This is a genomic window from Mycobacterium paraffinicum, from assembly GCF_025822865.1.
GTDB classification, from domain to species: Bacteria; Actinomycetota; Actinomycetes; order Mycobacteriales; family Mycobacteriaceae; genus Mycobacterium; species Mycobacterium paraffinicum.
Genome location: NZ_JACKUR010000021.1, coordinates 673542 through 698642, shown reverse-complemented (window position 1 = coordinate 698642; position 25101 = coordinate 673542). Strand labels below are relative to the sequence as shown.

The window sequence follows — 25101 nt, the reverse complement described above, 5'->3', positions numbered from 1 at the left end:
GTGAGCAGCACCCGCGCCGAAGTCTGCGCAGTCGCGTGCGCCGAATTGTTCGCCGGAGCCGGCGAAATCATGGTCAGCCCGATGACGAACATGGCCTCGGTCGGTGCGCGGCTGGCGCGGCTGACCTTCTCGCCCGACATCTTGCTGACCGACGGCGAGGCGCAGCTGCTGGCCGACACCCCGGCCCTGGGCAAGACCGGCCCTGTCGAGGGCTGGATGCCGTTCGGCAGGGTGTTCGAGACGCTGGCCTGGGGGCGGCGGCACGTGGTGATGGGCGCGAATCAGGTTGACCGCTTTGGCAATCAGAACATCTCGGCATTCGGCCCGTTGCAGCACCCGACCAGGCAGATGTTTGGCCTACGGGGCGCGCCCGGCAACGCGATCAACCACGCGACCAGCTATTGGGTGGGCAACCACTCGAAGCGGGTGTTCTGCGAGACCGTCGACGTGGTCTGCGGCATCGGCTGGGACAAGGTGGACGCGGACAACCCGGCCTTCCGCTTCGCCAACACGTACCGGGTCGTGTCCAATCTGGGCGTGTTCGACTTCGGCGGCCCGGACCACACGATGCGTGCGCTGAGCTTGCATCCCGGGGTGTCACCCGACGACGTTCGCGAGGCCACGTCTTTCGACGTACATGGCGTCGACGAGGCCGGCGCGACCAGGCTGCCGACGGACGAAGAGCTCCACCTCATCCGCGAGGTGATCGACCCGAAGTCCCTGCGCGACCGAGAGATACGTTGATGATTATTCCGCCTCCTCCTCATCGCTTCGTCCCCCGCAAGCGGGCGGTACCCCCCCTGCATCGTCGGCGGCGGCGATGAAGTTGCGCACGCCGCTGACCGAGCTGGTCGGTGTCGAGCACCCGGTCGTCCAAACCGGGATGGGCTGGGTGGCCGGCGCCCGGCTGGTGGCCGCCACGGCGAACGCGGGCGGCCTGGGCATCCTGGCTTCGGCCACCATGACCCTGGACGAGCTGGCGACGGCCATCGGAAAGGTCAAGGCCGCCACCGACAAACCCTTCGGGGTGAATATCCGCGCCGACGCCGCGGACGCCGGCGACCGCGTCGATCTCATGATCCGCGAGGGCGTGAAGGTGGCGTCGTTCGCCCTGGCGCCCAAGCAGGATCTGATCGCGCGGCTGAAAGAGGCCGGGGCCGTGGTGATTCCGTCGATCGGCGCCGCTAAGCATGCGCGCAAGGTCGCGGCCTGGGGCGCCGACGCGATGATCGTGCAGGGCGGCGAGGGCGGTGGACACACCGGACCCGTCGCCACGACGCTGCTGCTGCCGTCGGTGCTGGACGCCGTGCAGGGCACCGGCATCCCGGTCATCGCGGCGGGCGGGTTCTTCGACGGGCGCGGGCTGGCGGCCGCGCTGAGTTACGGCGCGGCCGGCGTCGCGATGGGCACGCGCTTTCTGCTGACCTCTGATTCGACCGTGCCCGAAGCGGTCAAGCGGCGCTACCTCGAAGCGGCGCTGGACGGCACGGTGGTGACCACGCGCGTGGACGGCATGCCGCACCGCGTACTGCGCACCGGGCTGGTCGAGAGGCTGGAAAGCGGTTCGCCGGTACGGGGTCTCACGGCGGCCGTGCGCAATGCGGCGAAGTTCAAGCACATGTCGCAGATGACCTGGCGGTCGATGATCCGCGATGGGATGGCGATGCGCCACGGCAAGGAGATGACCTGGTCGCAGGTGGTGATGGCGGCTAACACCCCGATGCTGCTGAAGGCGGGGCTGGTGGAGGGCAATACCGAAGCCGGGGTGCTGGCCTCCGGGCAGGTCGCCGGCATTCTCGAGGACCTGCCGTCGTGCGCCGAGCTGATCGGCTCGATCGTGCACGACGCGATCGAACATCTGCGGTCGGCGTCCGCCCTGATCGAATCCGGCGACTAAAGACCCTGGCTCCGGCGCGGGCTCGCGATCATCGTGGAGTCATGAGTGCGCTACTACCTGAAGCCTGGCCGAAGCCGTTGCTGGGCGCGATCCGTGTTTCCAACAGATACCTGCTCAACCCACTGATGCTGCGCCTGGCCGGGCACAGACATTGGTACGCATCGGCCATCCGGCACACCGGGCGACGGTCGGGCAAGCAGTACGCCACGCCGGTCGTGGCGGACCGGACGGCCGACGGGTTCGTCATACCGCTGCCCTATGGCACTGGAGTGGACTGGTTGCAGAACGTCCTTGCCGCGGGGCGAGCGACCATTTCCTCCCAGGGCGAGAGTTACGACGTCGCGCAGCCCGAGGTGATCGACGCCGAAGTGGCTTTGCCCATGCTGTCGGCCGACCGCAAGCGCACATTCGCTCGACTCGGCATCGCGCATTACCTCAGAGTCCGGGACGCTTCGCCGCCGAACTGAGCTCCGCGCCAGGCGCTACAGCCGCTCGATGATGGTGACGTTCGCGGTGCCGCCGCCCTCACACATCGTCTGCAGGCCATAGCGGCCGCCGACGCGCTCGAGTTCGTTGAGCATGGTGGCGAACAGCTTGGCGCCGGTCGCGCCCAGCGGATGCCCAAGGGCGATCGCGCCGCCATTCGGGTTGACCTTCTCCGGGTCGGCCTTTATCTCCTTGAGCCAGGCCATCACCACCGGCGCAAACGCCTCGTTGATCTCGACGGTGTCGATGTCGTCGATCGACAGCCCGGCCTTCTCCAGCGCGTGCCGGGTGGCCGGAATGGGCCCGGTCAGCATGAACACCGGGTCGGCGGCGCGGGCGCTGATGTGGTGGATGCGCGCGCGGGGGGTCAGCTTGTGATCCTTGACGGCCTGCTCGGAAGCCAGCAGCACCGCGCTCGCGCCGTCGGAGATCTGGCTGGCCATCGCCGCCGTCAGCCGGCCGCCCTCGACGAGCGTCTTCAGGCCCGCCATCTTCTCAAGCGACGACTCGCGCGGACCCTCGTCGACCCGGAACGGCCCGGATTCCGTTTCGACGGTGATGATTTCGTTGTCGAAGTGACCGCCGCGGATCGCGGCGAACGCGCGCTCGTGGCTGGTCAGTGCGTAGCGCTCCATGTCCTCGCGCGACAGGTTCCACTTCTCGGCGATCATCTCCGAGCCGCGGAACTGAGAGATCTCCTGGTCGCCGTAGCGGTGCAGCCACTGCTTGGACTCGTTGGTCGGGGAGGTGAACCCGAACTGTTCTCCCACGGTCATGGCCGATGAGATCGGGATCTGGCTCATGTTCTGCACACCGCCGGCCACGATGAGGTCGGCCGTGCCGGCCATGATGGCTTGTGCGCCAAAGGAAATCGCCTGCTGGCTGGAGCCGCACTGCCGGTCCACGGTGACGCCGGGAACCTCTTCGGGGTAGCCCGCGGCCAGCCACGAGAGCCGGGCGATGTTGCCCGCCTGCCCGCCGATGGCGTCGACGCAGCCCGCGATCACGTCGTCGACGGCAGCGGGGTCGACGTCGACCCGGTCGAGCAGCCCACGCCAACCGAGGGCGCCGAGGTCCACGGGATGCACCCCGGCCAGCGATCCGTTGCGCTTGCCGACCGCGGTACGTACAGCGTCGATGACGTACGCCTCACCCATTTGTCAGACTCCTTCTTTGGTAATCCCACCGAGAACGATGGCGAGGTATTGCTGACCCACCTGCTGTGCGGTGAGGGGTCCGCCGGGTTGATACCAGCGCACCGACACCCATGTGGTGTCACGAATGAAACGGTAGACCAGGTCGACGTTGAGGTCGGGCTGGAAGTAACCCTCGTCGATGCCCTGATTGATCACCTCGACCCACATCTTGCGCTGCTGGCGGTTCATGTCCTCGATGTAGGAGAACCGCGGCTGCGACAACAGCCGTTGGGCTTCGTCCTGATAGATGACGACCTGCGCGTGCCGATGCTCGATCGCCTCGAACGACGCCATGAACAGACCCTTGAGCCGCTCCAGCGGGTTGGCCTCGCTGTCCACGATCTCGCGATAGCGGGCGAACAACCAGTCCAGGAAACTGCGCAGTAGCTCGTCGACCATCTCCTCCTTGGAGGAGAAGTGGTGATAGAGGCTGCCGGAGAGAATGCCGGCGCTGTCCGCGATGTCGCGCACGGTGGTAGCGCGCAATCCGCGCTCGGCGAACATCGTCGCGGCGAGCTCTAACAACTCGTCGCGGCGGCTGTTTGCCTGACCGGCCACTCGGTCCACTTGATGAGAGTATCAACCAAGCGCTTGCTTGGCCAGCTGGCCGCTCACGCGCTCACGGATGCTGGCTGGACACCGAGATGACCTCGCCGGTCAGGTAGCTGGAATAGTCGCTGGCCAGGAACGCGATGGTGGCCGCCACCTCCCACGGCTCGGCCGCCCGCCCGAAAGCTTCACCGGCCGACAGCCGATCGAGCAGGTCGGACGAGGTCGTCTTGTCCAGGAACTTGTGCCGCGCGATGCTCGGCGACACCGCGTTGATCCGCACCCCGTATTCGACGGCTTCTATTGCGCTGCAACGGGTTAATGCCATAACGCCCGCTTTGGCGGCCGCGTAATGCGACTGCGAGTGCTGTGCCCGCCAGCCCAGAACGCTTGCGTTGTTGACGATCACCCCGCCGTGGTCCGCGTCGCGGAAGTAGCCCAGCGCCGCGCGGGTGGCCCGGAACACCGACGACAGCGTCACGTTCAGGACGCGGTCCCACTCGTCGTCGGTCATGTCGACCACCGGTGTCTGACCGCCCAGACCGGCGTTATTGACCAAAACGTCCAGCCGGCCCATCCGGGCGGTGGTCGACGCGACCAGCGCGTCCACCTGCGCGCTGGAGGTCACGTCGCACAGCACGCTCTCGACCCGGCCCAGCCCCAGCCCGGACAGTTCGGCGGCGGTCTCCCCCAGCCGTCGTTCGTGGTGGTCGGACACCACCACGTCGGCGCCCTCGACCAGCGCCCGTCGCGCCGTCGCCGAGCCGATCCCGGTGCCGGCGGCCGCGGTTACGACGACCACCTTGCCTTGCAGAAGCCCGTGCCCGGCAACCTCTTTCGGAGCTTCGGACAGGGTCATCCCTTTACCTCCCGGGGCAGGCCGAGCACCCGCTCGGCGATGATGTTGCGCTGGATCTCGTTGGAGCCGCCGTAGATGGTGTCGGCGCGGGTGAACAGGAAAAGCCGCTGCCACTCGTCGAATTCGCCGTCCGACAAGGTCAGCCCCAGCTTGCCGATCACGTCCATCGCCAGCTCGCCCAGATCGCGATGCCAGTTGGCCCACAACAACTTTGACACGTTGTCCTGGCCGGGCTGCTCAACGTCCATGGTGGCCAGCGCATACGAACGCATGGCCCGCAGCCCGGCCCACGCCCGCGTCAGCCGCTCCCGGATGAACGGGTCGTCGGCGGCGCCGTTGCGTTGCGCAAGTTCGGCCAGGTTGGAAAGCTCACGGGCGTAGCGGATCTGCTGCCCGAGTGTCGACACGCCGCGTTCGAAGGTCAGCGTTCCCATGGCGACCCGCCAGCCGTCGCCGGGCGGGCCGACCACCAGATTGGCGTCGGTGCGGGCGTCGTCGAAGAAGACTTCGTTGAATTCCGAGTCGCCGGTCAGCTGGATGATCGGGCGGACCTGCACACCCGGCTGGTCCAGCGGCACCAACAGATACGACAGCCCGGCGTGCCGTTTGGAACCCTTCTCCGTGCGAGCGACCACGAAGCACCACTGCGCCCAGTGCGCCAACGAGGTCCACACCTTCTGGCCGTTGATCACCCACTGGTCACCGTCCAGCTCGGCGGTGGTGGAGACGTTGGCCAGGTCGCTGCCGGCGCCGGGCTCGGAATAGCCCTGACACCACAGCTCGGTGACGTCGAGGATCTTCGGCAGGAAGCGCTGCTGCTGCTCGGGCGTTCCGAAGGCGATCAGCGTCGGCCCGAGCAGTTCCTCGCCGAAATGGTTCACCTTGTCCGGGGCGTCGGCGCGGGCGTACTCCTCGTAGAACGCCACGCGGTGCGCGGTCGACAGGCCGCGGCCGCCGTGTTCCACCGGCCAGCCCAGGCAGGTCAGGCCGGCCTTGGCCAGATGCTGATTCCACGCCCGGCGTTCTTCGAACGCCTCGTGCTCGCGGCCCGGTCCGCCAAGGCCCTTGAGAGCTGCGAATTCGCCGACCAGATTGTCGGCGAGCCATTGGCGGACCTCCGCCCGGAACTCCTCGACGTCCTGCATGCCCTGTAGGCTAACCTACCAAGCACTTGCTTTGTTAGAGGAGCATTCATGGGGAGCGATCCGCGCACCGTACCGGCGGCGCTCGATCGTTTGGCGCAGCAACTCCCCGGTCACGCCGCGTTGATCACCGACGAGCGGGCGTTCACGGCGGCCGCCCTGCGCGACGAGGTGCACCGGGCGGCGGCCGCGCTGATCAACCTCGGCGTGCAAGCGGGGGACCGCGTGGCGATCTGGTCGCCGAACACCTGGCACTGGGTGGTGGCCTGCCTGGCGATCCACCACGCCGGTGCGGCCATGGTGCCCCTGAACACCCGCTATACCGCCGAGGAGGCCTCCGATATCCTGGCCCGCACCGGTGCGCCCGTGCTGTTCGGGATGGGGCGATTCCTCGGCCATGATCGGGTCGCCGACCTGGGCCGCTTGAGCCCTGAAGCCCTGCCCGCGCTGCGGCACATCGTGCGGATCCCGATCGAGGCTGACGACGGGACGTGGGACGACTTCATCTCCCGCGGCTCCGACGTCAGCGCGGTCGCGGCCCGCGCCGCCGCCGTCACGCCCGACGACGTCAGCGACATCCTGTTCACCTCGGGCACCACCGGCCGCAGCAAAGGGGTGCTCTGCGCGTACCGGCAGTCACTGTCGGCCTCGGCGTCGTGGGCCGCCAACGGCAAGATCACCAGCGACGACCGCTACCTGTGCATCAACCCGTTCTTCCACAACTTCGGGTATAAGGCCGGCATCCTGGCCTGCCTGCAGACCGGGGCGACGCTGATCCCGCACCTGACCTTCGACCCGCTGCGCGCGCTGCAGGCGATCGAACAACACCGCATCACCGTGCTGCCCGGACCGCCCACCATCTATCAGAGCCTGCTGGACCATCCGCAGCGCAAGGACTACGACCTGAGTTCGCTGCGGTTCGCGGTGACCGGAGCGGCCACCGTTCCCGTCGTGTTGGTCGAGCGCATGCAGTCCGAGCTCGACATCGACATCGTGCTGACCGCTTACGGGCTGACCGAGGCGAACGGCATGGGCACGATGTGCCGCGCCGATGACGACGCGGTCACCGTCGCCACGACGTGCGGGCGTCCGTTCGCCGACTTCGAATTGCGCATCGACGCAACAACTCCCGGCGAAGCTGGTGAGGTGCTGCTGCGCGGTCCGAACGTCATGCTGGGTTACCTCGACGACCAGGCCGCCACCGCGGCCGCCATCGACCGCGACGGCTGGCTGCACACCGGTGACATCGGTGCCGTCGACGCGGCCGGCAACCTGCGCATCACCGACCGGCTCAAGGACATGTACATCTGCGGCGGATTCAATGTCTACCCCGCCGAGGTCGAGCAGGTGCTGGCCCGGATGGAGGGGGTCGCCGATGCCGCGGTGATTGGGGTCCCCGACGAGCGTCTCGGCGAGGTCGGACGGGCGTTCGTGGTGACCAGGCCCGGCGTCGACCTCGACGAGCAGTCCGTGATCGCTTACACCCGTGAACATTTGGCGAACTTCAAGGCGCCGCGGTCGGTGCGGTTCGTCGACGCGTTGCCGCGCAATCCTGGCGGCAAGGTGGTCAAACCACAACTGCGAGAGTGGACGTGAAGTGGATCTGGAACTAGACGAAGAGACGCTGGCGTTTGCGGCCGAGGTGCGGGACTTCTTGTCGGCCAACGCCGATTCGATCCCGACGAAGTCCTACGACAACGCCGAGGGCTTCGCCCAGCACCGGCAGTGGGACCGCGTGCTGTTCGACGCCGGGCTGTCGGTGATCACCTGGCCCAAGAAATACGGGGGCCGCGACGCGCCACTACTGCATTGGGTGGTGTTCGAGGAGGAGTACTTTCGCGCCGGCGCCCCGGGACGCGCCAGCGCCAACGGCACCTCGATGCTGGCGCCGACGTTGTTCGCACACGGCACCGAAGAGCAGCTGGACCGCATCCTGCCGAAAATGGCCAGCGGCGAACAGATCTGGGCTCAGGCGTGGTCGGAGCCGGAATCCGGCAGCGACCTGGCCTCGCTGCGATCCACCGCGACCAAAACCGACGGCGGCTGGCTGCTGAACGGGCAGAAGATCTGGAGTTCCCGCGCGCCGTTCGCGGAAATGGGCTTCGGGCTGTTTCGGTCGGACCCGACGGCCGAGCGGCACAACGGCCTGACGTACTTCATGTTCGATCTGAAGGCCAAGGGCGTCACCGTGCGACCCATCGTCCAGCTGGGCGGCGACACCGGTTTCGGCGAGATCTTCCTCGACGACGTGTTCGTCCCCGACCACGACGTCATAGGCACCCCGAACGAGGGCTGGCGGGCGGCCATGAGCACCTCGAGCAACGAACGCGGCATGTCCCTGCGCAGCCCGGCCCGCTTCCTGGCGACCGCCGAGCGGCTGGTGCAGCTCTGGAAGGACAGCGGCTCTCCCCCGGCCTTCGCCGACCGCGTCGCCGATGGCTGGATCAAGGCACAGGCCTACCGGCTGCAGACGTTCGGCACCGTGACCAGGCTGGCCGACGGCGGTGAGCTGGGCGCCGAATCGTCGGTGACCAAGGTGTTCTGGTCGGACCTCGACGTGGAGCTGCACCAGACCGCACTCGACGTGCTCGCCGCCGACGGCGAGCTCGCCGGCAATTGGACCGATGGCCTGCTGTTCGCGCTGGGCGGCCCGATCTACGCCGGCACCAACGAGATTCAGCGCAACATCATCTCGGAGCGGCTGCTGGGCCTGCCCCGCGAGAAGTCCGGGAGCAAGAAGTGAAATTTGCGCTAGACGAACAGCAGCGCGACTTCGCGGCCAGCATCGACGCCGCCCTGGGCGCTGCCGACCTGCCCGGCGTGATCCGCGCGTGGTCGGCGGGCGATACCGCGCCCGGTCGCAAGGTGTGGGGCCAGCTGGCCGACCTGGGTGTCACCGCGCTGGCGGTCCCCGAGAAGTTCGACGGCATCGAGGCCCATCCGGTCGACCTGGTGGTCGCACTCGAACGCCTGGGACGGTGGTGTGTGCCCGGGCCGGTGGCCGAATCCATCGCCGTGGCACCAGTTTTGCTCGCCTCTGACGATCAGGCCGAGCGCTGCGCCGCCGCGGCCTCCGGTGAGCTGATGGTCACCGTCGCGCTGCCGCCGCAGACGCCGCGCGCGGTGGACGCCGACACGGCCGGGCTGGTGCTGGTGGCAACCGACGAGGGCGTCGCCGAAGCGAGGCCGGGTGACCGGCACGAGTCGGTCGATCCGAGCCGGCCCCTCTACGACGTGACCCCGACCGGCCGGGCCTGGCAGGCTGATCTTCGGCGCGCCTACGAGTTCGGGGCGCTGGCCACCGCCGCGCAGCTGGTCGGCGCGGCCGAGGCGCTGCTGCGCGACACCGTCGACTACGCCAAGCAGCGGTCGCAATTCGGCCGGGTGATCGGTTCCTATCAGGCGATCAAGCACAAGCTCGCCGACGTCCACATCGCGATCGAGCTGGCCCGCCCGCTGCTGTATGGCGCGGCCTTATCACTCGAGCCCCGCGACGTCAGCGCCGCCAAGGCGGCGGCGTCCGAGGCCGGCCTGCTGGCCGCGCGGTCGGCGCTGCAGACCCACGGCGCGATCGGGTTCACCCAGGAACACGACCTGTCGCTTTGGTTGCTGCGGGTGCAAGCATTGCGTTCGGCCTGGGGTACGCCCGAGGCGCATCGGCGACGAGTGCTGGAGGCGCTGTAACCATGACTCGGGGCGCGACCATGCAGAGTGTGGCGATGGGGGGGTACCACCCGCTTGCGGGGGAGAGGAGCGGCGCTCGTGAGTGAAGAACGGGAGATGCTGCGGGAGACCGTCGCGACCCTGGTGGCCAAGCACGCGAACCCGGCGGCGGTGCGCGCGGCGATGGAGTCCGACCGCGGCTACGACGAGTCGCTGTGGCAGCTGCTGTGTGAGCAGGTGGGCGCCGCCGCGCTGGTCATCCCCGAGGAGCTGGGTGGCGCGGGCGGCGAACTCGCCGATGCCGCAACGGTTTTGCAGGAGCTGGGCCGGGCGCTGGTGCCTTCCCCACTGCTGGGCACGACGCTGGCGGAGCTCGCCCTGCTGGCCGCGCCCGAGCCCGACGCCGAGACGCTGGGCGGCCTCGCCGAGGGCACCTCGATCGGCGCGCTGGTGCTCGACGCCGACTATGTGGTCAACGGCGATATCGCCGACGTCGTCGTTGCCGTGGACGACGACGGCCAGTTGAGCCGGTGGACCCGGTTCGGCGCGCAGCCCGTCACCACCATGGACCCGACCCGACGGCTCGCGCAGCTCAAGGCCGAGGCGACCGAACCGATCGGCACCGACCCCGGCATCGCCGACAGCGCGGCCATCCTGCTGGCCGCCGAGCAGATCGGGGCAGCCGAACGCTGCCTGGAGCTCACCGTCGAATACGCCAAGAACAGAGTGCAATTCGGCCGGCCGATCGGCAGTTTCCAGGCCCTCAAACACCGGATGGCCGATCTGTACGTCGCGATCGCCGCGGCGAAGGCCGTCGTTGCGGACTCTTGCAACGAGCCCACCCCGTCCAACGCGGCCACCGCGCGCCTCGCCGCGACCGAGGCGCTGTGCACCGCCGCCGCCGAAGGCATCCAGTTGCACGGCGGGATCGCGATCACCTGGGAACACGACATGCAGCTGTATTTCAAACGCGCTCACGGCAGTGCACATCTGCTCAGCACACCGCAAGAACTGCTCGCACGGCTGGAAGCCGAGGTGCTCGGGACGTCGTGAACGACCACGTCGCGCTGCGCGCCGCCATCCCGCCCTTCTATGTGATGGACGTGTGGCTGGCCGCGGCCGAGCGCCAGCGCAGCCACGGCGACCTGGTGAACCTGTCGGCCGGCCAGCCCAGTGTGGGAGCGCCGGAGCCGGTGCGCGCGGCCGCGGCCGCCGCCTTGCACCTCAACGAGCTCGGTTACAGCGTGACACTGGGCATCCCCGAGCTGCGCGTGGCGATCGCGGCGGATTACCAACGCCTGCACGGGCTTCGGGTCGAACCCGACGACGTGGTGGTCACCACCGGTTCGTCCGGCGGATTCCTGCTCGCGTTTCTGGCGTGCTTCGACGCGGGTGACCGGGTGGCGCTGGCCAGTCCCGGCTACCCGTGCTACCGAAACATCCTGTCCGCGTTGGGATGTGAGGTGGTCGAAATCCCCTGCGGACCGCAGACCCGCTTCCAGCCCACCGTGCAGATGCTCGCCGAACTCGACCCGCCGCCCCACGGAGTGATCGTCGCCAGCCCGGCCAATCCCACCGGAACCGTGATAGCGCCGTCCGAGTTGGCCGCCATCGCGTCGTGGTGCGAGACGTCCGGGGTGCGGCTGATCAGTGACGAGGTCTACCACGGCCTGGTCTACGAAGGGGCGCCGCAGACCAGTTGCGCCTGGCAGACATCACGAGACGCCGTGGTGGTCAACAGCTTTTCGAAATACTGGGCGATGACCGGTTGGCGGCTGGGCTGGATGCTGGTGCCACCGGCGCTGCTGCGCGCGGTGGACCGCCTGACCGGCAACTTCACCATCTGCCCGCCGGTGCTGTCGCAACTCGCCGGGGTGGCGGCCTTCACCCCCGAGGCGATCGCCGAAGCCGACGGCAACCTGCACCACTACGCGACCAACCGGGCGCTGCTGCTCGATGGGCTGCGCCGGATCGGCATCGACCGCCTCGCGCCCACCGACGGCGCGTTCTACGTGTACGCCGACGTGTCGGACCGCACCGACGACTCGATCGCGTTCTGCTCGAAACTGTTGGACGACACCGGGGTTGCCATTGCGCCAGGCATCGATTTCGACACCACGCACGGCAACTCATTCGTCCGGTTGTCGTTCGCCGGGCCGACCGGCGACATCGAAGAGGCGCTGCGGCGGATCGGCCCCTGGCTTTAGGCGTCCAGGATCTTGTCCAGGCGAGCCTCGAGGGCACCGCGGTCGCCGACGTCGGACACGTTGATGCCGAACCGGTCGCTGAGGGTGTCCACCACCGCCGCAGCGTCGTCGAGGCGGATCTTCTCGCTGGCGTCGGCGCGATGGATGGCCAGGTTCCGACCGGCCAGGTTCACCCGGGCATCGTCGGTGACACGCGCGGCCGTCAGACCGGTGACGAAGTGCGACGAGGGATGCGTCGAGACGAACCAGCTACCCACTTGCAGGTCGACGTCCGGCGCGGTCCGGGTGCTGAACTCGTAGAGCGGTTGCCACTCGCCGCGGACCTGGGCCTGCAAGACCAGGCCGTCGCCGCGGTCCTCCAGCCGGTAGGGCTCGTGCGTCGTCTGCTGCACGCTGCCGGTCTCGATGCGCAGTGGCGAGGTGGGTGTCTGGCCACCGAAGCCCACGTCGACGAGGTACGAGGCGTGGGAGCCGGGGAACGTCACCGCCAACACGGTGTGTGTCTGCGGCGGTGCCGGCGCGTCGAGCGGCCGCATCCACACCACCCGGCCGGCCAGGCGCCGCACGCGGAAGCCCAGCTCGGACAGCACGTAGCCCATCAAGCCGTTCTGCTCGTAGCAGTAGCCACCCCGGCCCCGCCCAACCAGCTTGCCGGCGAGGGCGCCCGGGCTCAGGTCGTCGACGGGCACATTCAGCAGCGGATCGAGGTTTTCGAATGGAATCGCTTTGGTGTGCGCGCTCACCAAGGCCCGCAATACGTCGAGGTTCGGCGCCGCGGCGCCGCCATAACCGATGCGATCGAAGTACTCGCCCAGCTCCAGCGTCATACGGCCATTCTGCTGCCAACGCCATCGGCAGGCGTGCGACGGCCGGTAGCGGGTATGCCGTCCCTAGCCCCAAGCCTTGGTCCGAAGGAGGAACCCGTGGCCGACGTCGACCTCTATCTCGATCCCGTCTGTCCTTTCTCTTGGGTGACCGCACGCTGGCTGCGCGACGCCGCACAATCGACGCACACACCGGTCGCCTTGCGGCAGATGAGCCTGGCGGTGCTCAACGAGGGCGAGGACACGGACGCCAAACAGCAACGCATGATGGAACGGTCGACACGGCTGGGACGCCTGTTCGCCGCGGCCGTCGCCGAGCGAGGACCGGACGCGTTTGCGGGCCTCTACGACTCGATCGGTCGCCGGATCCATGTGCGGCAGGAAGACCTCACCGCAGCAGGAATCCGGGAAGCCCTCGCCGAGAACGGCCTCGAGGAGAGGCTCGCCGAAGCCCTCGACGACAGCGGCTTCGACGAAGCGGTCAAGCGGGCGCACCAAGCCAGCCAAGACGCCTTGGGCGACGAGGCCGGCAGCCCGATCATCGCGATCGACGGCCACGCGTTCTCCGGCCCCGTCCTGACCCGAACACCGAACACGCAGGACGGCATTCGCTTGCTGGAGGCCGTGCTCACCATCGCCGGCGTTCCGGAATTCGCCGAGCTGCAACGGCCCCATCAGGGACCGCCGACCATCGACGCCTGAGCGCGACCGACGCGTTCGTCGGCTAACTGTGCCGTCCCCCGGCCGGCGGCCGGGCGAACGAAGGTTGCCGAAAGAGACACCGGCGGGGTTCTGAGCGCTTAACCTTGAGCTCGCCTATACATATTTCGCGGAGGGTTGAGCGCCAGCAAATGCCTGAAGAGCCCCATTCCGACAATGTCGCACCGGTACCGAGCGGCATCGCCGCGGAGCTGGCGGCCGCGGGGTTCGAGGATGCGCGCCAGGTAGCCCGCGGCGGAGCGGGGGTCATCTACTGCTGCTACGAGACCGCGCTCGGGCGAAGCGTCGCGGTGAAGGTGCTGCCATCCCACATCGACGACGACAGCAGAGAACGGTTCCTGCGCGAGGGCTACGCGATGGGCGGGCTATCCGGCCATCCGAACATCGTCAACATCCTGCGGGTCGGCGTGACCCCGAGCGGCAAACCCTACATCGTGATGCCGTATCACTCGGCGGACTCGCTGGCAGTCCGGCTGCGCCGGGAAGGGCCGGTCGCCTGGCCCGAGGCGTTGCACATCGGCGTAAAGCTCTGCGGCGCACTGGAAACCGCGCACCGGACCGGGACCTTGCACCGCGATATCAAGCCGGCCAACGTCCTCGTCAATGACTACGGCGAGCCGCAACTAAGCGATTTCGGCATCGCCCACATCGAAGGCGGATACGAGACCGCGACCGGGTTCTTCTCCGGGACGATCGATTTCACCGCGCCGGAGGTCATGACGGGCAACCCGGCGACGATCGCGTCCGACATGTATTCGCTTGGCGCCACGCTGTATGCGCTCATCGCGGGCAACGCCGCGCACGAGCGCAAGAAGGGCGAGGACCTGATCGCGCAGTATCTGCGCATCAGCACCACCGGGATCCCGGACATGCGGCCCGACGGCATCCCGGACGCGGTGTGCTCGGCGATCGAGAGGGCGATGTCGATCGACCCCGCCGAGCGGCCCGCCTCGGCCGAGGAGTTCGGCCGCGAGCTACAGGCCGCCCAGCGCCGCAACGGTCTGAAACCCGACGCGATGGCCATCACCGGGCGCCCCTCGGCCGTGGCGGCGGAAACCCCGTATGCCGCGCCGGTCCCGCCCGGAGGCCACAGCGAGGTGGCGCACCCGCCCCTCCCCAACACGTCGAGCATGCCCGCACCTACGCGTGCGCCGAGCGGGCACGACGACCCGACCTCCGCGATCAGCGCCCCGCTCGGGCACGAACATGCCCTGGAAACGGCGGCCCTTCCGCAGTCGGCACCCGCGGAGCTGGCGAGCTTGCTGCGTGGCGGGCAGGCGTCCGCGACGCAACCGAAGGTGCGGCCACCCCACGCCGCCCCGCCGTCGCGCCGAAACGGCGGCGCCCAGGGCCCGCCGCGCGGTCCCAGGGACCGGGCCGCCGCGTGGTTCGCGGAGCCGGGGAAGAAGCGGAACCGCATCGCGCTGGTGGCCGGAGCGGCCGCCGCGGTCGTGCTGCTGGTCATCGGCGGCGTCTTTTTCGCGCTTTCGCCGGACAACAAAGCCGGGTCGAAAGGGACGTCGGGCCAGCCGACCGCGCAGCCGCCCATGCAATGGAAACCGATCACCAACGCGCGCATTTCGCGGGACGCCGCGGCCACCACGCAGGCCGACGGCACCATCTGGATCTTCGGCGGCATCCGCAGCGACGGTGGCCTGACCGGACTGCAGGAGGGCTACGACCCCGTGATCGACAGCTGGAAGGTCGGCGACGACCTGCCGGTCCCCGTTGCGCACGCGATGGCGGTCACCTGGCAGGGCAACCCCGTGGTGCTCGGCGGCTGGAAGTCCGAGGGCGGCAAAAACGTTGCGAGCGACCAGGTTTGGCGGGTCATCAACAGCCGCTGGGTCGAGCTTCCGCACCTGTTGCAGCCCCGGGCGGCCGCGGCGGCGGCCGTGGTCGGCGACCGGCTGGTCGTCACGGGCGGCGTCGACGCAGGCGGCGCGCTGCTGAACACGACCGAGGTGTTCGACGGCAACGCCTGGACCCTCGGTGCGCCCATCCCGACGCCGCGTCAGATGCTGGCCGCGGCCTCGGACGGGAAGCTGGTGTACACCGTGGGCGGTGCCAGCGGCTCCACGGATCTGGCGACGGTCGAGGCGTACGACCCGGCCGCGAAGACGTGGACGCCGTTGCCCGCGCTGAGCCAGCCGCGCAGCGACCTCGGCGCGGCGATCGTCGACGGGCGGCTGGTCGCGGTCGGCGGCGTGTCGGCCGGACAACTTCTCAAGAGCGTCTCCGCCTTCGACCTGATGACGAAGGTCTGGTCCGCTCTGCCCGACATGACCACCGCGCGGCACGGCATGGCCGTCGACGCGGTGGAGAAGTCCGTGTACGCGATCGGCGGGTCGACCGCCGTCGGCGACGGCCAGCTGACGTCGTCGGCCGAAGCGCTGAAGCTGCCGGCCCGCCGGATCCAGCCGGCGTCGCAGTGGCGGTCGCTGCCGGACGCGCCGACGCCCCGGCTGATGACGGCATGGGCCGTGGTCAACGACAAGATCTGGATCGTTGGCGGCCTGCGCAACGGCGTCGCACTGCAGACCGTGGAGAGCTACGACCCGCACACCGGCGCCTGGGAGACCGGGCCGCCCCTGCCCATCCCGCTGCATCACGCGGCGGCGGCGGCCTACCGCGGCGAAGTGGTGGTGCTCGGCGGCACCAGTGATCAACTGGCCAACGCGTCCGACAAGGTGTTCGCGCTGCGCGGCGGCTCCTGGGTTGAGCTGCCGCATCTGACGCACGCGCGGGCGGCGCCCGCCGCGGCGGTGGTGGGCGACAAGCTCGTCGCGGTCGGCGGCCAGAACGCCAAACAGGTTGTTCCGCAGACCGAGGTCTTCGACGGCAGTTCGTGGAACGACGCCGCCGACATGCCGACACCGCGCGAACATCTGGCCGCGGTGTCGGATGGCACCTACGTGTACGCGATCGGCGGTAGGTTCCTTTCCGCCGACAAGAACTCCGCGGCGAACGAGCGGTTCGATCCGCAATCGGGCAACTGGACCAAGCTGGTGGGCATGCCGACCCCGCGCGGGAGCTACGGCGCGACCTACATCGACGGCCGCATCGTGGTCGTCGGCGGCGAGGAACCGACGATGGTGCTGAACGTCGTCGAGATGTACGACATCGCCGACGCGAAGTGGAGCACCCTGCCCCCGATGCCGACCGCGCGCCACGCCGAGGTGGTGGCGACCGTCGGGAACACCGTCTACTGCATCGGCGGCGCGAACCGGCCGACCCACGAGGGCCCGATCGCGACCGTGGAGGCGCTGGACTTCATGTAGTGACGGTCAGCTTGGTTGTCGGCTGGCTGTACGCCGCCAAGCGGTGGATGTATCGCGGGGGGAGACCGGGATTTCCGGCCAGAGTGATGAATCGGCTTTCCGCGCTGCAGTATTCAGCGGGTATGCTGTCCCCGACGCGGGCGATGACGCTCGAGGTGCTGGGACGGCGGTCCGGACGAGTGATCTCGGTCCCCGTGGTCGCCGTCGATCACGATGGCGGGCGCTACCTGGTATCGATGCTGGGCGATGACGCGAACTGGGTGCGCAATGTTCGCGCGGCGGGCGGGCGTGCGGTCATGCGCCGCAGGCACGCCGTGCCCGTACACCTGCTCGAGGTCGCCACCGACGCCCGCGCACCCATCTTGCGCCGCTACGTCGCGGTGGCGCCCGGAGCGCGCCCACACATTCCGCTGGGCAGCGACGCTCCGCTGACGGAATTCGAGCGCATCGCCGCCCACTACCCGGTCTTCCGGATCACCCCCGACGATCCGCCTCTCCCGCGAGGAAGCGGGCGCGCCGGTGGGCACTGAGGAACAGCACCGCAAGACCCAACTGGATCGCCAGGATGGGCGCCATAAAGCCGACCCGAACGAGCCCGCTGCTGATCGCATAACCCCCTGCGGCCGCGAGCCCCACGAGCACCGGGCACACCGTGAGCAGCAATACCCCTCGCCGGTCGACAGGTGCGCGGCCGGCCCACAGCAGCAGCGCCGTCCAGCCAGCCATCAAAGCCGCACACAGCGCGGCAGCGTAGCGGTAATCGGGTGCCGGGGTGAACCCGTGGAGACCGAGCATCGCGGCGGCCACGCGCGGCACCAGCAGTGGCACCACCATTACGGCATCCGCCACGGCTCCGGCCCAGTACGCGAAACGCAGCGTGTCACAGCGACCTGCCATCGACCTCACCTGCCAGTAGCCCTCGGCTTACGCGGTCTCATGATTTCGGCGTCAGCGGCGACCGGGTAGAGCCCAAGGTCACCTGGTCAGAGCCCCCGATCCCACCCCATTGTTTTACTTGCGCCAGATACGGGGATTCCACCAACGAGCCGGCGCCGCGCGCCAGGCGAAAACCGACCTGATGGGAGCCCATGATGAATAGCAGCGCTATCTGGATCGTGGTCGCCGCCGCGGCGGTCTTGGTGATTCTCGTTGCCCTAGTCGCACTGAGCAGGATGCGGCGCCGCCGACGGCAGCGGCAGGCCGAACAGATCCGCGAGCAGGCCAAGCTGGAGACGGCAAAAGTCGAGCGGCGCGAAGCCCTTGCCCAGGAAACGGCCGCCAAGGCCCGCGCCGCCCAGGCCGAGGCGGAGGCCAAAGCGGCCGAAGCCGCCCGGCTGCAGGAGCGAGCGGCCAACCATCAGAGCGAGGTCGCGGCGTCGCGCGAACAACTGCAGGAGCAGTTCAAACGCGCCGACGAACTGCATCCGGAGGCCACCGCCAAGCCGGCTGGTGAGCACGACGATCCCGACGCGGGACGGTCCTTCCAGTCGCACGAGCCGACGACCGACGCCGAGACCGTCGGGCACGACACCTACCGTGGGACGCCCGGCTGATCTCTAGAGCCAGGTGTCCTGGGTGGTGGCGGTGAGGAACGCTTCCAGGTCGTCGCGCCACTGGGCGGGTGTGGTCTTGTCCGGTTCGATCCCGGTGTATTCGCCGCGATAGAACAACAGCGGGCGCGGCTTGATCTTGGGTGCCTCCGACAGCGACTGGACCGCGCCGAACACGACGAAGTGGTCGCCGCCGTCGTGCACCGACGCCACCGTGCAGTCGATGTAGGCTAGCGACCCGTCAATGATCGGTGAGCCGAGATCGGAAGCGTGCCAGTCGATTCCGGCGAACTTGTCGGGCTCCTTCGACCCGAATCGCGCTGAAACGTTCTTTTGCTTCTCGGTCAGCACGTTGACGCAGAACCGGCCGCTGGCCTCGATGGCCTGCCAGGACCGCGAGACCTTGGTGGGGCAGAACAACACCAACGGCGGGTCCAGCGACAGTGCCGCGAACGACTGGCAGGCGAAGCCGACAGGGGCGTCGTCGTGCACCGTGGTGATGATGGTGATGCCGGTGCAGAACTGACCCAGCACCTGCCGGAAGGACCGCGGATCGATCGGCGCAGACATGACTATCCGCGGGCGCCGACCGTGAAGTCGTGGCCCCACAGGCTGACGGCCGTGCTTTCCCGGGCGACCCAGTCGTTATCCTCGACTTGCCTTCCCTCGCAGCCGAATTCGACGTCGAACCCGCCGGGTGTCTTCATGTAGAAGGACAGCATCAGGTCGTTGACGTGCCGGCCAAGCGTGGCCGACATGGGCACCTTGCGGCGCAACGCCCGGTCCAGGCAGAGCCCGACGTCGTCGGAGTTCTCGACCTCCAGCATCAGGTGCACGATGCCGCTCGGCGTCGGAAGCGGCAGGAAGGCCAGGCTGTGGTGACGCGGGTTGCAACCGAAGAACCGCAGCCACGCGGGCGCACCGTCGGCCGGCCGGCCGACCAATTGGGGCGGCATCCGCATGGAGTCGCGCAGCTTGAAGCCGAGCACGTCACGGTAGAAGTGCAGGGCCTCGTCGTCATCGCGGGTGGACAACACCACGTGGCCCAGGCCCTGCTCGCCGGTGACGAACTTGTGCCCGTACGGGCTGACCACGCGGCGGTGCTCCAGCGCGACGCCGTGGAAGACCTCCAGGCAGTTGCCGGACGGGTCGGCGAACCGGATCATCTCGACGACGCGGCGATCCGCCAGCTCGGCGGCGGTGGCCTCCTTGTAGGGCACGCCCTCGACATCGAGGCGGTTCCGGATCTCTTGCAGCCCTTCGGCATTGGCGCATTCCCAGCCGGCCTCCATGAGGTGGTCGCGCTCGCCGGGCACGATCACCAACCGGGCCGGGAAATCGTCCATGCGCAGGTAGAGCGCGCCGTCGGTGGGGCCGCTGCCCTCGACCATGCCGAGCACCTTCAGGCCGTACTCACGCCAGGCCGCCATGTCGGTGGCCTCGATGCGTAGATAGCCCAGCGATCGGATGCTCATCACGCACCTCCCAGGAAATCAACGGTCAACTTGTTGAACTCGTCGAACTTCTCCACCTGCGCCCAATGTCCACACTGCCCGAAAACGTGGAGCTGCGCACGCGGAATGGTCTTCAGTGCGACCAGCGCACCGTCCAGCGGGTTGACCCGATCCTCGCGACCCCAGATCAACAGCACGGGCTGGCGCAGCCGGTGCACCTCGCGCCACATCATCCCGAGCTCGAAGTCGGCCCCCGCGAACGACATTCCCATCGCCCGGGTCGCCGTCAGCGATTCCGGCGTGCTGGCCAGCGCGAACCGCTCGTCGATCAGCTCCTGCGTGATGAGCTTCTGGTCATAGACCATGACCCGCAGGAAAGCCTCAAGGTTTTCCCGGGTGGGTTCGACGGAGAACTTCCCCAGCCGCTTGACGCCCTCGGTCGGATCGGGGGCGAACAGGTTGATGCTCAGCCCGCCGGGCCCCATCAACACCAGCCGGCCGGCCCGATCGGGATAGTCGAGGGCGAACCGCACGGCGGTGCCCCCGCCCAGCGAATTCCCCACCAGCGGAACGCGTCCCAGCCCGAGCTGGTCGAATAGCCCCTTGAGCGCCCGCGCGGCGTAGTGGTTGAACTGCCCGTGCTCGGCGCGCTTGTCCGAAAGCCCGTAGCCGGGCTGATCGACGGCCAGCACATGGAACCGCTGCGCCAGCACTGGAATGTTGCGCGAGAAGTTCGTCCAGCTCGCGGCGCCGGGACCGCCGCCGTGCAGCAGCACCACCGTCTGGTCGTTGCCGACCCCGGCCTCGTGGTAGTGCAGCGTCAGCGGTCCGTCGACATCGACATCGGCAAAGCGCGAGGTGGACTCGAACGTCAGCTCTTCGGTAGCCGTCACGGCTAGACCATCGTGTCGCCCGGCGGCAACCCGAACTCGTTGTTCCCGAAGATCTGGTAAGCCCGCTCGGGATCGTTGGCGGCGTGCACCCGGCCGGCATGCGCGTCGCGCCAGAACCGTTGCACCGGTTGGTCGTTGCCCAGGGCGGTGGCGCCGGAAGCCTCGAACAGCCGGTCGATGGAAGCGATCGCACGTCCGGTCGCCCGCACCTGGTCGCGGCGGGCGCGGGCGCGCAGCTCGAACGGGATCTCCTTGCCCGCGGACAGCAACGAGTACTCGTCGGCGACGTTGCCGCTCAACTGGCGCCAGGCCGCGTCGATGTCGCTGGCCGCTTCGGCGATGCGCACCTTGGCGAACGGATCGTCCTTGGCCTTCTCCCCGGCGAACGCCGCGCGCACCCGCTTGCCCTGGTGCTCCACGTGCGCGTCGTACGCGCCGTAGGCCATGCCGACGATCGGCGCGGAGATGGTGGTGGGGTGCATTGTGCCCCAAGGCATCTTGTAGACCGGGGCGGTGTTCGTCTGGTACCCGCCGGCGGTCCCGTCGTTCATCGCCTTGTAGGACAGGAACCGGTGCCGGGGCACGAAGACGTCCTTGACGACCACGGTGTTGCTGCCGGTGCCGCGCAAGCCGACAACATGCCACACGTCGTCGATGCGGTACTCGCTGCGCGGGATCAGGAAGCTGCCGAAGTCGACCGGACGGCCGTCCTTGATCACTGGACCGCCGAGGAAGGCCCACGTGGCGTGGTCACATCCCGACGACCAGTTCCAGGAACCGTTGACCAGATATCCGCCGTCGGTCACCACGCCCGCGCCCATCGGCGCGTACGACGACGAGACCCGCACGTTCGGGTCGTCGCCCCAGACTTCCTCCTGGGCCTGCTGGTCGAACAGCGCCAGGTGCCAGTTGTGCACGCCGATGATGGAGCTCACCCAGCCGGTGGAGCCGCACGCGCTGGCCAGCCGCCGCACCGCCTCGTAGAACAGGGCGGGATCGCATTGCAGTCCACCCCACTGTTCGGGCTGGAGCAGGGTGAAGAAGCCGATGTCCTGCAGATCCTGAACGGTCTCGTCGGGCAGCCGCCGCAAATCCTCCGTCGCCTGAGCGCGCTCCCGAATCCGGGGCAGCAGATCATCGATGCCAGCCAAAACCGACTGCGCGTCGCGTTGTTGAATGGACGTCACTAGGTTTGCCTCCTGGGCCAAACTTACTCAGCGGACTTACACCAGAGACTAGAACACGTTCCGATTTGTGTCGAGCAGGGTATTCCTGCGGCTGGTAGCGATAGGAATCCGCTTTTCTGTAACATGTTCTAGTTGTAACGAGAGGGAGGATTGGGTCTTGGCCGAGGCCAATCTCGACGAGCCGCTCGGTGACCACGTCCTTGAACTGCAGATCGCCGAGGTCGTCGCCGAAACGGACGATGCGCGGTCGCTGGTGTTCGCGGTACCCGACGAGCCGGGCGATCCCGACATCCCGCCCGAGCGGCTGCGCTACGCACCGGGCCAGTTCTTGACGTTGCGCGTTCCCAGCGAGCGCACCGGATCGGTGGCCCGCTGCTACTCGCTGTGCAGTTCGCCGTTCACCGACGACGCGCTGACCGTCACGATCAAACGGACCGCCGACGGATACGCGTCGAACTGGCTGTGCGAGCACGCGCGGGCGGGCATGCGGATCCACGTGCTCGCGCCGTCGGGAAACTTCGTACCCAAGACGCTCGACGACGACTTCCTGTTGATGGCCGCGGGCAGCGGGATCACCCCGATCATGTCGATCTGCAAGTCGGCCCTCGCCGAGGGCAGCGGCCAGGTGACGCTGCTCTATGCCAATCGCGATGACCGGTCGGTGATCTTCTCCGACGCGCTGCGCGAGCTGTCGGCCAAATATCCCGACCGGCTCACGGTGGTGCACTGGCTGGAATCGCTGCAGGGCATGCCGAGCGTGACCGCGCTGGCGAAGCTTGCCGCCCCCTATACCGATCGCCCCGTGTACATCTGCGGGCCCGGCCCCTTCATGGATGCCGCCCGCGAAGCGCTGGAATCGCTGAAAGTTCCTGCGGCGCAGGTGCATATCGAGGTGTTCAAGTCGCTGGACTCCGACCCGTTCGCGGCGGTGAAGATCGACGACACCGCGCCGGGCGACCAGCCGCCGGCCACCGCCGTGGTGCAGCTCGACGGTGAGACCCACACCGTGTCGTGGCCGCGCAACGCCAAGCTGCTCGACGTGCTGCTAGCCAAGGGTCTCGACGCGCCGTTCTCCTGCCGCGAGGGCCACTGCGGCGCGTGCGCGTGCACTTTGCGCAGCGGCAAGGTGAGCATGGAGGTCAACGACGTGCTCGAGCAGCAGGACCTCGACGACGGCCTGATCCTGGCCTGTCAATCTCACCCGGAATCTGATTCGGTAGAAGTCACCTACGACGAGTAGTGGCGGGGTTAGGTTCACCGCTAGGGTTGGCGAACCGAGAGGGGAACGGCATGAAGCGGCTGATGACCGGGTTTGCGGTGGTCGGATCGGCGCTGACGTTCCTGCCCGGCCCGGTCGCCGGCGCGGCCAGCAACACCGCGACCACGTTGTTCCCGCTGGACGGCCCCAACCAGCTGGAGACGCGCACCATCCTGAATTGCTTCAAGTCCGACGGCCACTGCGACTTCACCGCCGGCGCGGACATGCTGACGCCCGACGGGGTGACCGGCTTCCCGCACGAGCTGTGGGCCCGCCAGACCACCGAGATCCGGTCGTCGAACCGGCTGGCCTACCTGGACGCGCACGCCACCGGCCAGTACGAGCGGGTGATGAAGTCGATGGGATCCGACGAGATCACCACCGTCTACTTCGGTGAGGGCCCGCCGGACAAGTACCAGACGACCGGGCGCATCGACTCCACCGATTGGCAGACCGGCCAGCCCAAGACCGACAACAACGTCATCGTCTGCACCCACATCCAGGTGGTCTACCCCGGGGTCAACATCACCTCCCCCAGCACCTGCGCACAGACCACGTTTTCCTAAGGACAAGAACTTAAACCGAGATCCCGATCTAGGCCTTTCCAGATACGCGAAGGCCTCCGTTCCGCTGTCGGTATTGAGCGGGGCCGGCTCCTCCAAGGACGGTCACAACTCGGTCGCCAAACAGTAGAACGACTTCCAGTCAGACTGAGTAGTGCTCGAACTCGGAGAGATTTGAGGGGAGGGTGACTCGCATCATGAACCGTGCGAATGCCTGGCCTAAATGCTCGCGATACGGACTAGCCAGTCCCACGAACGCATCGGCCGCCGCGGTCCGGTCACGGTCGATGGTGTAAAGCTCGCGAAAATTCACTACGGACCAGTCATCGAGCACGTCCTGAGCCGGGGGCAACAGGAACTCAGCGATAGTTCGCCCGGCGATCAAATCCTTGCGGTATCCCTTTTCGCTGACCGGCTTTCCCAATTCCTCAGCGAGCCGTCGATAGCTCTGGATCTCGGCCACTAGCAACCTGTTCTGTGCTCGCTTATCGATATCGCAAGACTGGGTCAGAATTATTGCGTCAGCTCTGCGAGACACCACGCGTGGAGGCTTGCCTTCTTCAAACTTGCCAGATTCTTCGAACACCCGTGTCCCTCGTAGGAGGGTGCCCTGCCAGAGTTCGTCCGTGCGCTCATACCAGTCGGCATACTTATCGGCGCCGCCAGTCTGCTCGCTATCCTCAGCATCCGGATTGATGGCCATGGAGGCTATGTCCTCCAGACCTGATGATCCTCATCGGTATAAGTACGGGGCTTCATTTCATCTTCACCGACGATCACGACGTCGACGTCCTCGTACTCGCGACTAAGCGCTGGAAGGTCAGCGAGAATATCGGTGTAGGCCAGCTCATTGGTAGCGTCCTCTCCGATAGCGCCGCCGAGCACATGCTGAATGAAGCCTGCGTTCTTGAATGCCGTTTCGAGCACGACAGTCACCACGTGCATAACCGAGCTGATGACCAACTCAATGTTCACCAAGTCTGACAGGTGCGCGCTGTGAAAATCTTTGTGCACCAACATCGGAAGCAAATCGGCGTCGACTGTATCGAGTCTGCCGGCGGTCGCTAAGACGCCAGGTGCGGTGTCTGGTGTGGATATCGCACGAAACACCGCGGGCTCGCCCCAGACACGCAGAGGCCCCGCCTCAGCTTTGACCTCGTGACACTCTGACACGTGCCGCGAATCATGCCACGCCGACAAGGGCTGCGACACCGCACCGCCGGCGACTCGTCCAAAAACCCCGCCACCACCGACGGTCGACATAGTCCCGCTACGCCTGTTCAGCAGCGTCAACTCGCCTGGATGTATGTCAACGATCCCGCCGCAAAGCAGGGGGGCATCGTCGTCGGCCCAGCCAAGAAACCTTGTCGGC

General features: G+C 67.7%; 26 protein-coding genes. 14 read left to right on the top strand and 12 right to left on the bottom strand.

The window, feature by feature from the left end:
* The 3 genes from ipdB to H7J89_RS11850 all read left to right on the top strand — a co-directional run bounded on the left by ipdB (position 1) and on the right by H7J89_RS11850 (position 2364).
* Positions 1-744, top strand: coding sequence for a cholesterol ring-cleaving hydrolase subunit IpdB (ipdB, locus tag H7J89_RS11860; protein WP_264043648.1), 744 nt, complete (start codon positions 1-3; stop codon positions 742-744).
* 76 nt (positions 745-820) lie between these two features.
* Positions 821-1897 (top strand): (3aS,4S,5R,7aS)-5-hydroxy-7a-methyl-1-oxo-octahydro-1H-indene-4-carboxyl-CoA dehydrogenase, encoded by a 1077-nt coding sequence (gene ipdC / locus H7J89_RS11855; protein ID WP_264043646.1) that lies wholly within the window; start codon positions 821-823, stop codon positions 1895-1897.
* A 41-nt stretch (positions 1898-1938) separates the two neighbouring features.
* Positions 1939-2364, top strand: coding sequence for a PNPOx family protein (locus tag H7J89_RS11850; RefSeq protein WP_264043644.1), 426 nt, complete (start codon positions 1939-1941; stop codon positions 2362-2364).
* A gap of 15 nt (positions 2365-2379) precedes the next feature.
* On the opposite strand, the gene fadA6 is transcribed toward H7J89_RS11850, so the two are convergent.
* From fadA6 to ipdE1, 4 genes are read right to left on the bottom strand one after another with little or no spacing between them, the layout of a single operon-like run.
* Positions 2380-3540 (bottom strand): steroid 3-ketoacyl-CoA thiolase FadA6, encoded by a 1161-nt coding sequence (gene fadA6, locus H7J89_RS11845; RefSeq protein ID WP_264043642.1) that lies wholly within the window; start codon positions 3538-3540, stop codon positions 2380-2382.
* 3 nt (positions 3541-3543) lie between these two features.
* The gene (gene kstR2, locus H7J89_RS11840) at positions 3544-4146 is read right to left on the bottom strand and encodes a TetR family transcriptional regulator KstR2 (protein WP_156664354.1); all 603 of its coding nucleotides are present in this window, start codon (positions 4144-4146) and stop codon (positions 3544-3546) included.
* 52 nt (positions 4147-4198) lie between these two features.
* Positions 4199-4987 (bottom strand): (5R,7aS)-5-hydroxy-7a-methyl-1-oxo-2,3,5,6,7,7a-hexahydro-1H-indene-carboxyl-CoA reductase, encoded by a 789-nt coding sequence (gene ipdF, locus H7J89_RS11835; protein WP_264043638.1) that lies wholly within the window; start codon positions 4985-4987, stop codon positions 4199-4201.
* Positions 4984-6132 carry an acyl-CoA dehydrogenase IpdE1 gene (ipdE1, locus tag H7J89_RS11830; protein ID WP_264043636.1) on the bottom strand — a complete coding sequence of 383 codons (1149 nt, stop codon included), beginning with the start codon at positions 6130-6132 and terminating at the stop codon, positions 4984-4986. The genes ipdF and ipdE1 overlap by 4 nt, the downstream gene beginning before the upstream one ends.
* A gap of 48 nt (positions 6133-6180) precedes the next feature.
* On the opposite strand from ipdE1, the gene fadD3 reads away from it, so the two are divergent.
* The 5 genes from fadD3 (at position 6181) to H7J89_RS11805 (ending at position 11999) form a co-directional block, all read left to right on the top strand.
* Positions 6181-7725, top strand: a complete 1545-nt coding sequence (fadD3, locus tag H7J89_RS11825) for a 3-((3aS,4S,7aS)-7a-methyl-1,5-dioxo-octahydro-1H-inden-4-yl)propanoate--CoA ligase FadD3 (RefSeq protein ID WP_264043634.1) — start codon at positions 6181-6183, stop codon at positions 7723-7725.
* 1 nt (position 7726) lies between these two features.
* On the top strand, positions 7727-8872 hold the full coding sequence (locus tag H7J89_RS11820; protein WP_264043632.1) for an acyl-CoA dehydrogenase family protein: 1146 nt from the start codon (positions 7727-7729) through the stop codon (positions 8870-8872).
* Positions 8869-9813, top strand: a complete 945-nt coding sequence (locus H7J89_RS11815; protein ID WP_264043630.1) for an acyl-CoA dehydrogenase family protein — start codon at positions 8869-8871, stop codon at positions 9811-9813. The genes H7J89_RS11820 and H7J89_RS11815 overlap by 4 nt, the downstream gene beginning before the upstream one ends.
* A gap of 78 nt (positions 9814-9891) precedes the next feature.
* The gene (gene ipdE2, locus H7J89_RS11810; protein WP_264043628.1) at positions 9892-10845 is read left to right on the top strand and encodes an acyl-CoA dehydrogenase IpdE2; all 954 of its coding nucleotides are present in this window, start codon (positions 9892-9894) and stop codon (positions 10843-10845) included.
* Complete coding sequence (locus H7J89_RS11805; protein ID WP_264043626.1) at positions 10842-11999, top strand: pyridoxal phosphate-dependent aminotransferase; 1158 nt, start codon at positions 10842-10844, stop codon at positions 11997-11999. Before ipdE2 ends, H7J89_RS11805 begins: the two co-directional genes overlap by 4 nt.
* On the opposite strand, the gene H7J89_RS11800 is transcribed toward H7J89_RS11805, so the two are convergent.
* Complete coding sequence (locus tag H7J89_RS11800; protein WP_264043624.1) at positions 11996-12826, bottom strand: arylamine N-acetyltransferase family protein; 831 nt, start codon at positions 12824-12826, stop codon at positions 11996-11998. The two genes, H7J89_RS11805 and H7J89_RS11800, sit on opposite strands and share 4 nt — an antisense overlap.
* Positions 12827-12922: 96 nt before the next feature.
* On the opposite strand from H7J89_RS11800, the gene H7J89_RS11795 reads away from it, so the two are divergent.
* The 3 genes from H7J89_RS11795 (at position 12923) to H7J89_RS11785 (ending at position 17354) form a co-directional block, all read left to right on the top strand.
* The gene (locus tag H7J89_RS11795) at positions 12923-13525 is read left to right on the top strand and encodes a mycothiol-dependent nitroreductase Rv2466c family protein (protein WP_264043622.1); all 603 of its coding nucleotides are present in this window, start codon (positions 12923-12925) and stop codon (positions 13523-13525) included.
* A 149-nt stretch (positions 13526-13674) separates the two neighbouring features.
* Positions 13675-16824, top strand: a complete 3150-nt coding sequence (locus H7J89_RS11790; protein ID WP_264043620.1) for a Kelch repeat-containing protein — start codon at positions 13675-13677, stop codon at positions 16822-16824.
* Positions 16824-17354, top strand: coding sequence for a nitroreductase family deazaflavin-dependent oxidoreductase (locus H7J89_RS11785; protein WP_264043618.1), 531 nt, complete (start codon positions 16824-16826; stop codon positions 17352-17354). The genes H7J89_RS11790 and H7J89_RS11785 overlap by 1 nt, the downstream gene beginning before the upstream one ends.
* On the opposite strand, the gene H7J89_RS11780 is transcribed toward H7J89_RS11785, so the two are convergent.
* Positions 17299-17721 (bottom strand): hypothetical protein, encoded by a 423-nt coding sequence (locus H7J89_RS11780; protein ID WP_264043616.1) that lies wholly within the window; start codon positions 17719-17721, stop codon positions 17299-17301. The two genes, H7J89_RS11785 and H7J89_RS11780, sit on opposite strands and share 56 nt — an antisense overlap.
* 194 nt (positions 17722-17915) lie before the next feature.
* Here H7J89_RS11780 and H7J89_RS11775 point away from each other — a divergent pair, with 194 nt between their 5' ends.
* On the top strand, positions 17916-18377 hold the full coding sequence (locus tag H7J89_RS11775) for a hypothetical protein (protein WP_264043614.1): 462 nt from the start codon (positions 17916-17918) through the stop codon (positions 18375-18377).
* Between the two features lie 3 nt (positions 18378-18380).
* On the opposite strand, the gene hsaB is transcribed toward H7J89_RS11775, so the two are convergent.
* From hsaB to hsaA, 4 genes are read right to left on the bottom strand one after another with little or no spacing between them, the layout of a single operon-like run.
* Entirely contained in the window at positions 18381-18944 is a 564-nt protein-coding gene (gene hsaB / locus H7J89_RS11770) for a 3-hydroxy-9,10-secoandrosta-1,3,5(10)-triene-9,17-dione monooxygenase reductase subunit (RefSeq protein ID WP_264043612.1), read from the bottom strand.
* A 2-nt stretch (positions 18945-18946) separates the two neighbouring features.
* The gene (hsaC, locus tag H7J89_RS11765) at positions 18947-19849 is read right to left on the bottom strand and encodes an iron-dependent extradiol dioxygenase HsaC (protein WP_264043610.1); all 903 of its coding nucleotides are present in this window, start codon (positions 19847-19849) and stop codon (positions 18947-18949) included.
* Positions 19849-20721, bottom strand: coding sequence for a 4,5:9,10-diseco-3-hydroxy-5,9,17-trioxoandrosta-1(10),2-diene-4-oate hydrolase (gene hsaD / locus H7J89_RS11760; protein ID WP_264043608.1), 873 nt, complete (start codon positions 20719-20721; stop codon positions 19849-19851). Before hsaD ends, hsaC begins: the two co-directional genes overlap by 1 nt.
* Positions 20722-20723: 2 nt before the next feature.
* Positions 20724-21908 carry a 3-hydroxy-9,10-secoandrosta-1,3,5(10)-triene-9,17-dione monooxygenase oxygenase subunit gene (gene hsaA, locus H7J89_RS11755; RefSeq protein ID WP_264043606.1) on the bottom strand — a complete coding sequence of 395 codons (1185 nt, stop codon included), beginning with the start codon at positions 21906-21908 and terminating at the stop codon, positions 20724-20726.
* Between the two features lie 157 nt (positions 21909-22065).
* On the opposite strand from hsaA, the gene H7J89_RS11750 reads away from it, so the two are divergent.
* Both H7J89_RS11750 and H7J89_RS11745 read left to right on the top strand, forming a co-directional pair.
* Positions 22066-23148: a ferredoxin--NADP reductase gene (locus H7J89_RS11750; protein WP_264043604.1), complete on the top strand. Its 1083-nt coding sequence runs from the start codon at positions 22066-22068 to the stop codon at positions 23146-23148.
* Positions 23149-23198: 50 nt separating this feature from the next.
* On the top strand, positions 23199-23732 hold the full coding sequence (locus H7J89_RS11745; protein WP_264043602.1) for a hypothetical protein: 534 nt from the start codon (positions 23199-23201) through the stop codon (positions 23730-23732).
* Positions 23733-23871: 139 nt separating this feature from the next.
* Here H7J89_RS11745 and H7J89_RS11740 read toward each other — a convergent pair whose 3' ends face one another.
* Together H7J89_RS11740 and H7J89_RS11735 are read right to left on the bottom strand one after the other, a co-directional pair.
* Positions 23872-24432, bottom strand: coding sequence for a hypothetical protein (locus tag H7J89_RS11740; protein ID WP_264043600.1), 561 nt, complete (start codon positions 24430-24432; stop codon positions 23872-23874).
* A gap of 5 nt (positions 24433-24437) precedes the next feature.
* Positions 24438-25022 (bottom strand): hypothetical protein, encoded by a 585-nt coding sequence (locus H7J89_RS11735; protein WP_264043598.1) that lies wholly within the window; start codon positions 25020-25022, stop codon positions 24438-24440.
* Between the last annotated feature and the right edge of the window lie 79 nt (positions 25023-25101).

Excerpts from the sequence above, each read along its gene's own strand:
- hsaB (WP_264043612.1), bottom strand. The coding sequence starts at position 18,944 with ATGTCTGCGCCGATCGATCCGCGGTCCTTCCGGCAGGTGCTGGGTCAG.
- hsaC (WP_264043610.1), bottom strand. The coding sequence starts at position 19,849 with ATGAGCATCCGATCGCTGGGCTATCTACGCATCGAGGCCACCGACATG.
- H7J89_RS11745 (WP_264043602.1), top strand. The coding sequence starts at position 23,199 with ATGAAGCGGCTGATGACCGGGTTTGCGGTGGTCGGATCGGCGCTGACG.
- ipdE1 (WP_264043636.1), bottom strand. The coding sequence starts at position 6,132 with ATGCAGGACGTCGAGGAGTTCCGGGCGGAGGTCCGCCAATGGCTCGCC.
- fadA6 (WP_264043642.1), bottom strand. The coding sequence starts at position 3,540 with ATGGGTGAGGCGTACGTCATCGACGCTGTACGTACCGCGGTCGGCAAG.
- fadD3 (WP_264043634.1), top strand. The coding sequence starts at position 6,181 with ATGGGGAGCGATCCGCGCACCGTACCGGCGGCGCTCGATCGTTTGGCG.
- ipdC (WP_264043646.1), top strand. The coding sequence starts at position 821 with ATGAAGTTGCGCACGCCGCTGACCGAGCTGGTCGGTGTCGAGCACCCG.
- H7J89_RS11790 (WP_264043620.1), top strand. The coding sequence starts at position 13,675 with ATGCCTGAAGAGCCCCATTCCGACAATGTCGCACCGGTACCGAGCGGC.
- H7J89_RS11800 (WP_264043624.1), bottom strand. The coding sequence starts at position 12,826 with ATGACGCTGGAGCTGGGCGAGTACTTCGATCGCATCGGTTATGGCGGC.
- H7J89_RS11780 (WP_264043616.1), bottom strand. The coding sequence starts at position 17,721 with ATGGCAGGTCGCTGTGACACGCTGCGTTTCGCGTACTGGGCCGGAGCC.
- H7J89_RS11850 (WP_264043644.1), top strand. The coding sequence starts at position 1,939 with ATGAGTGCGCTACTACCTGAAGCCTGGCCGAAGCCGTTGCTGGGCGCG.
- ipdF (WP_264043638.1), bottom strand. The coding sequence starts at position 4,987 with ATGACCCTGTCCGAAGCTCCGAAAGAGGTTGCCGGGCACGGGCTTCTG.
- H7J89_RS11740 (WP_264043600.1), bottom strand. The coding sequence starts at position 24,432 with ATGGCCATCAATCCGGATGCTGAGGATAGCGAGCAGACTGGCGGCGCC.
- H7J89_RS11775 (WP_264043614.1), top strand. The coding sequence starts at position 17,916 with ATGAATAGCAGCGCTATCTGGATCGTGGTCGCCGCCGCGGCGGTCTTG.